A 5,564-nucleotide genomic window follows, 5' to 3' on the forward strand; every position below is an offset into this window, starting at 1 on the left:
CTGTAAGTGAAGCTCATAACTTGGCTTGACTTGACCTGCGTTTGTTACCCAAAATCTCCCGTTTTTGAACAACGCCATAGATTTAAATATCCTATTTTCTTCTACTGAAACAATCTTAATTTCCATCACTTTTTTTAATATGGACTGACTATTAAGCTATGATTTTTGGCGATCAAAAGAATTGTATCTCTGAGGTCTGGATGATTTAAATTTAAAATCTCAGTATGAGCCGATGCTAATTTTGATTCTGCTCTTTCGTAGAGGCAAACTGCATCCTCTCCATTATGCGCTCCTGCAAAAATTAAACCATCAACTTCACCATACAGCTGCGAATTTTCGTAGAAGTAACGTCCCCATGCTTGGGAAATATCTCTTTCAGTAATAGATGATAGAGCAGCCAAAGTTCCTGCTGCCATTGCAGCAGAGCCTCTTAAGTCGAGTAGCTTAAAAACATTCTTTAAGGTAATAAAAGCTAGCTGCTGCTGTTCGATCCTAATTATTCCACCATCGCCAAATATTTCAACTAAACAGCATGATAGGGTAGGGGAAGCATAGATAACACTCCGTTCGGGATCGATTTTATTAGGGTATTGTCGGTGATGATCGAATCTGCTTACTGGACCATAATTACGAAAACTAACCGCAGTAGCGTCATACTTTGTCGGGTCAAATATTCGTAGCAACACATCATTGCGATCCAGAGTTACAAATTCAGGGGTAATACTCCTCAGCGGTGGGGGTAAATGAACTACTACCATTACCAGCCAATACCTACCGCTCTAGCTTCAGTTACCAAAGCTTCAACCCTACCTTGCTTGAGAATTTCGATTGGTGCCTTTCCCTCAAATGCTAAATGTGGTTTGTTGAACCAGTTTAATTTAGTAAAGTCCGAAACATCTAAGGCAGCCAGCACCTCTGGCAAACCATCTATGACTCCATCATCTCCTTCAGGGTCGAATTGCCATAGAGGATATTTGTAAACTCCTCTATCCTTTACACCTAGCAAGGTATTAGCCAGACGGCGATCGCGAACTGTAGCTCTATTTTGACATCCTAAAAGCTCGGCTACTTTGCTTGAGGTAATACTTCCTTCGAGTAATTCTCGACGACGCTGATAGTAACGTTCGAGATTAGCTAGCTCTAATTCCCAAGACTTACCCTCAACATAATCTTTACCTGCAATCTTTTTAGCCAACTCTTTCTCAGCAGAAGAAACTACCTTTGGCTCTAGCGAGCGTTGCAGCATCTCTAAATGTTCTGGTTCGGCGATCGCAATTAGAGCTTCTATACGCTTTAAAATAGCAGTTGCTGATTTACGCTTAGACTTAGGTACTTCTATCTCAGCCACAAATGTGTTTTTCATGGTTTATTAACCGAATTTTCTGCTTTAATTTTAACTTATGTATGAGATGTAAGCAAGAACAAGAATTGAGCATGAAATGTTGTTTTACCACCGATTAGTGTCCTAACAAGAAGTAAAATTGGATAAATAATTCAGTTAAACACATATAGAATAGTTGTTTAAGCATATATTTATTGCTGCAATTATTAATTGATATGCAATTGATACGTTATTATTCAATTGACTTTTGACAATGATTTGTTTATCGTTGCATTATGCAACCATAATAGAACTAAAATGCCTAGTATAACGATTAAAAATATACCCGATCCTCTTTACCAAAAAATTAGAGAGAGTTCTCAACAGAATCGACGCAGTATCAATGCTGAGATAATTTATTGTCTAGAAGAAAAACTGTTATCGACTACCTCTAACAACATTAGCTTGGAGCAGATCAGAAGTACTAGATCTCTAAGCAAAAGACACCTGCTAACTCAAGAAGATATTGAAAACGCCAAAAACAAAGGTCGCACATGATTGTTGCTGACACTAATTTGATTGCCTACTTGATGATTGAGGGAGATTTCACGCCACAAGCCGAACTAGTTTACCAATTAGATTCCAATTGGATTGCGCCTTATCTATGGCGTTCGGAGTTTCGGAATATTTTGGCTCTATATCTAAGAAAAAACTATTTATCCATGGCTGAAGCGAAAACAATTATGGCTCAAGCGGAAGCTTTAATGAAAAATAAAGAGTTTGAACTAGATTCAGCTTCTATTCTCGAAATGATTGAGAACTCGACTCTTTCTGCCTACGATTGTGAATATGTCGTTTTAGCAAAGAAACTAGGAATTAATCTCATTACAAATGATAAGAAGATACTAAAATCATTTCCAGATTTAGCCGTTTCTTTAGAAAGTTATGGGCAGAAAAGCTAATCCAACCTGTCTTTATTGTGCCAAGAATTACCGCACAGAAGATGAGGCATCCTTAAAACATCCTGAGTGCTATGTCGGTCACAACTGTCGGATCAAACGAGGTCGGTTAAGAAATCCTGGCAAGGTCAATGCCAAACGTCGCCAAAACAATGCTCGAAAAAAAGGGATCACAATCATCGAGCCAATATTGCCTGAAGCCTATCGCGCCGAACTTGAAATTTATGGTAAGCAGAATCAGTTTGTTCATGCGATCGCTCTCAAAATATATCAAGGAAACAAGCTCTCCCATCAGATGTTACCGCAGCACACTCAAGGTTTGAGACAGCCAGAATTAGAGGCTTATATTCAAAAGCTTCTAGATTATCTAGAGACGGAGTATGGAGTTGATTGCTATGGATTAATTTATTGGCTTAATCCTGTTGATTGTCCAGAATGCAAAACTAACGTACCTAGCAACAAGATTCTAAACTAACTTAATGGATTATTGTTTTATATGACATAATTAGACAAGTTAACTTAATTGACTCATCTGAGTTGAGAGATGAGATAAAGCTGCGGCGATCAGGAGAACTTTTCTATCAGGGCAGCATTAATCTTTTAGAGCAAGTGAAGATAGCTTTAGCAGTAGCACAACAACAAGAGATTAATCTTGCTGATACTTCTATTGATAATAGTTTTAGTCAATTTTTATTTTCCTTAACTCAACAAAGTATCAGTACTTCCTTTTTAACCAAGTACCTCATTCCCCAGCCAAAAACAGCATACCAAAGAGAATCATCAATTAAAACTCAGGTATTAAGTTCAACTGAAGCAATAAGTTTATTGAAAGCAGACCTAATTGAATCAGAGGTCATTTCCCTTGCCCACGATGAGGATATTAATGCCTGGATAGATCAAGTAAGAAGGTGTCTTGAAACCAATCCCCAAATCGATACCATGCTCCAGATTGTAGAAGCCACTGATCTATCTATAGTTCAAGTGTTTATCTCTTTATTGTTTAGTGATTATGAGCTTATTCAGCGAAATAATTTCTATGGGGAAATTGAGATCAAAAACTAGCGCATTTTTCTTTGATCGGTGGCAAGAGGATTGTTATAAGAGTTATAAATAAAGCGTCTTAAGTATACTCAAAAGACAACTTTTCCAGATCTTCCTTCACTAAGAATGGAGTTTTTAGCTCTATTTCTTGAGCGCCATAAACAAATGTTCCTTCTCTTAATTGAAATATTTTTCTTAGTTCGAGGACATCATTTGTATCCCCAAAATATATCAGTCCTGAAATTCCTGAAGAATCAAATATGTAATTAATAGCCTTTCTATAGCTTTCTTGAGCTATTTCTTGTCTACCCCGATCTAACTGAGATATGATGTTAGCTTTAAAATTGTTCTGTTTGCAGTACTGATTAACCTTACAGCGTAAAGTTTTTTCTTGTTCTTTAGTGGTACAGCGTAAATAGACAACGATCGACTGTTTTTTCAAAGAGCGATAGGCAGGAGAAGACTTAAATTCTTGGACAGTATTTTTATTAAATACTCTTTTGCCATTAGTTCCAATTCGATTAAAACTGATGTGTCCATCGTCAACCAGCTTATTTACAGCTGATTCCGACAAACCAAGTAAATCCATTACTCCCCTTAAATAAAGTCCTCTTTCCATTGTCTTGCCCTTTTAATTACATAAAATTAAATGAATCAAATTAATTGTTCCCTATCCCAATCTTAATATTGACAATTTTGGCTATATGTAAATCAAAATTTAGATTTTTAAATTCTAAAAATCAACCTATTTCCCAGACGCGATCTTTTTCCCTAGTCTGTTCGGAGTTAGGTTCGAGCTTGGTGTGAATAGTTTCTCTTGTTTGTGATTGAGCTTCTTTTGCTATATGTGATTCCCGCTCGCCAAAGATTTGTCTAGCATTTGTTTCATCTTCAAAGGAGTATAGTTTCGTATATTGGTCATATTCCAACTCACATCTAGCTTTGGATCTAAATCAACTATTTCATCACGATTAGCCATTGAAATTGCCTCCAAATCATGTTTTGGATCGAAAATCACCCTGTGTTTCAAAAGCATAGGTAAACTTGCATTATGCAGTTTACATCCCCTCACTTTGAAATCTTGCAGTTTATAGCAAATTCCTTTGACTACGTTATCTTCAACACGAAACTTGGGGTCAATCTGTAACCTTTGTAAACGAGCTATAAATACTGACAAGCTTGGGCGGTCGTGGCTAGCCAAGTCGATACCTGATTGAATTTTGATCGTATAAGGCACTTTTAATCTTTCTTCTCTTTCTTGCTTTTGGTATTCTTCAATTTCTCGCATCATCCGCTGTATTTGTCCTGTAGAGGCAGCTTTATATTCTCGTTGGTCTGAAGAAGGTACAAGGGTCAAATTATGATTTATTTCTCTTTCTCTTAAAATCTTTTCTAACTTTTTTCGCTCAAAACTATCCCTAACTCGGCGACCTTCAAAGTCAATCATATTAATCAAAATATGAAAATGATCGTGTTCGTGAACGCGATCGTGTCCTGGGTCAATGCGATCGTGACGTACTACCATGAACTGATTATCACCGTAACCAAGTTCTTCTCTAATCGTGTCAGCTATATCTTTTACAGTCCAATAATCCTGTTCTCCATCTTCAGGAGCAAAAGCAACTGAAATATGTTTGACTGGTTTTTGGCATCTATGATTTTGTTTGGCACAAAGGTTGAGTTCGGCAATCATCTCATGGCGATCGCGCCCAGCTAGGTTAGTATCGATAAGTACTGGAGTCTTAGTTGGATCGAGTAGATAGTCAACTATACCTCGAAAGTCTCTGCCAGTAGTAATGTTGCCTATCATTTTTTGTCTTTATCTACCATTAACAGTCGAAGCATATTCAACTCTTTATTGACGCTGCTGATATAGGTACCAATGGCTCTTAACTCTTCTGGCAAAGGATAGTGAGCAGAAACAGTACCACCTTCTAGACGTTCTGTATGCAAAGCTTTGGCTATTTGATTGATGTTATTGCCGATTTGATTTAGTTCTCTTGAAACCTGACCCATAATTCGATAGGTCTGCCAGTTAACCTTAAATATATGGTTTTTCTCGACAGGACTATCCAAGACACATCTGGTTATGTATTCAGTTCTAGTCAAATTAAATTCTTTGGCTTGGCGATCGATTTTAACCAAGTCCGAAGGATACCATTTGATCAACGTGAGTTCGACGAAAAAATTAGAAACAAAGAAAGGCTGAGATGTAAACTCAGAATAAGCAAAAATACTGAGTA

At 37.2% G+C, this 5,564-nt stretch carries 9 protein-coding genes; 4 read left to right on the forward strand and 5 right to left on the reverse strand.

What is annotated here, in order from left to right; genetic code table 11:
* Positions 1-134: 134 nt before the first annotated feature.
* Both C7B62_RS23995 and C7B62_RS24000 read right to left on the reverse strand, forming a co-directional pair.
* Positions 135-758: an RES family NAD+ phosphorylase gene (locus C7B62_RS23995; RefSeq protein WP_106243633.1), complete on the reverse strand. Its 624-nt coding sequence runs from the start codon at positions 756-758 to the stop codon at positions 135-137.
* On the reverse strand, positions 758-1,363 hold the full coding sequence (locus tag C7B62_RS24000) for a hypothetical protein (protein WP_106243636.1): 606 nt from the start codon (positions 1,361-1,363) through the stop codon (positions 758-760). The genes C7B62_RS23995 and C7B62_RS24000 overlap by 1 nt, the downstream gene beginning before the upstream one ends.
* 276 nt (positions 1,364-1,639) lie before the next feature.
* On the opposite strand from C7B62_RS24000, the gene C7B62_RS24005 reads away from it, so the two are divergent.
* The 4 genes from C7B62_RS24005 to C7B62_RS24020 all read left to right on the forward strand — a co-directional run bounded on the left by C7B62_RS24005 (position 1,640) and on the right by C7B62_RS24020 (position 3,342).
* Positions 1,640-1,879 carry a DNA-binding protein gene (locus C7B62_RS24005; protein WP_106243639.1) on the forward strand — a complete coding sequence of 80 codons (240 nt, stop codon included), beginning with the start codon at positions 1,640-1,642 and terminating at the stop codon, positions 1,877-1,879.
* On the forward strand, positions 1,876-2,283 hold the full coding sequence (locus C7B62_RS24010) for a type II toxin-antitoxin system VapC family toxin (protein WP_106243642.1): 408 nt from the start codon (positions 1,876-1,878) through the stop codon (positions 2,281-2,283). Before C7B62_RS24005 ends, C7B62_RS24010 begins: the two co-directional genes overlap by 4 nt.
* Complete coding sequence (locus C7B62_RS24015) at positions 2,267-2,755, forward strand: hypothetical protein (protein WP_106243646.1); 489 nt, start codon at positions 2,267-2,269, stop codon at positions 2,753-2,755. Before C7B62_RS24010 ends, C7B62_RS24015 begins: the two co-directional genes overlap by 17 nt.
* Positions 2,756-2,817: 62 nt before the next feature.
* Complete coding sequence (locus tag C7B62_RS24020; protein ID WP_106243650.1) at positions 2,818-3,342, forward strand: hypothetical protein; 525 nt, start codon at positions 2,818-2,820, stop codon at positions 3,340-3,342.
* 58 nt (positions 3,343-3,400) lie between these two features.
* On the opposite strand, the gene C7B62_RS24025 is transcribed toward C7B62_RS24020, so the two are convergent.
* From C7B62_RS24025 to C7B62_RS24035, 3 genes are all read right to left on the reverse strand, one after another.
* Positions 3,401-3,940 (reverse strand): hypothetical protein, encoded by a 540-nt coding sequence (locus C7B62_RS24025; RefSeq protein WP_146132196.1) that lies wholly within the window; start codon positions 3,938-3,940, stop codon positions 3,401-3,403.
* Positions 3,941-4,162: 222 nt separating this feature from the next.
* Complete coding sequence (locus C7B62_RS24030; RefSeq protein WP_106243656.1) at positions 4,163-5,131, reverse strand: relaxase/mobilization nuclease domain-containing protein; 969 nt, start codon at positions 5,129-5,131, stop codon at positions 4,163-4,165.
* A partial coding sequence (locus C7B62_RS24035) for a MobC family plasmid mobilization relaxosome protein (protein WP_106243659.1) occupies positions 5,128-5,564 on the reverse strand: 437 nt, incomplete at its 5' end. The genes C7B62_RS24030 and C7B62_RS24035, both read right to left, overlap by 4 nt.

It is taken from the genome of Pleurocapsa sp. CCALA 161, from assembly GCF_003003995.1.
Classification (GTDB): domain Bacteria; phylum Cyanobacteriota; class Cyanobacteriia; order Cyanobacteriales; family Xenococcaceae; genus Waterburya.

Coding starts and splice junctions, on each gene's coding strand:
- C7B62_RS24010 (WP_106243642.1), top strand. CDS start 1,876: ATGATTGTTGCTGACACTAATTTGATTGCCTACTTGATGATTGAGGGA.
- C7B62_RS24000 (WP_106243636.1), bottom strand. CDS start 1,363: ATGAAAAACACATTTGTGGCTGAGATAGAAGTACCTAAGTCTAAGCGT.
- C7B62_RS24025 (WP_146132196.1), bottom strand. CDS start 3,940: ATGGAAAGAGGACTTTATTTAAGGGGAGTAATGGATTTACTTGGTTTG.
- C7B62_RS24030 (WP_106243656.1), bottom strand. CDS start 5,131: ATGATAGGCAACATTACTACTGGCAGAGACTTTCGAGGTATAGTTGAC.
- C7B62_RS23995 (WP_106243633.1), bottom strand. CDS start 758: ATGGTAGTAGTTCATTTACCCCCACCGCTGAGGAGTATTACCCCTGAA.
- C7B62_RS24015 (WP_106243646.1), top strand. CDS start 2,267: ATGGGCAGAAAAGCTAATCCAACCTGTCTTTATTGTGCCAAGAATTAC.
- C7B62_RS24005 (WP_106243639.1), top strand. CDS start 1,640: ATGCCTAGTATAACGATTAAAAATATACCCGATCCTCTTTACCAAAAA.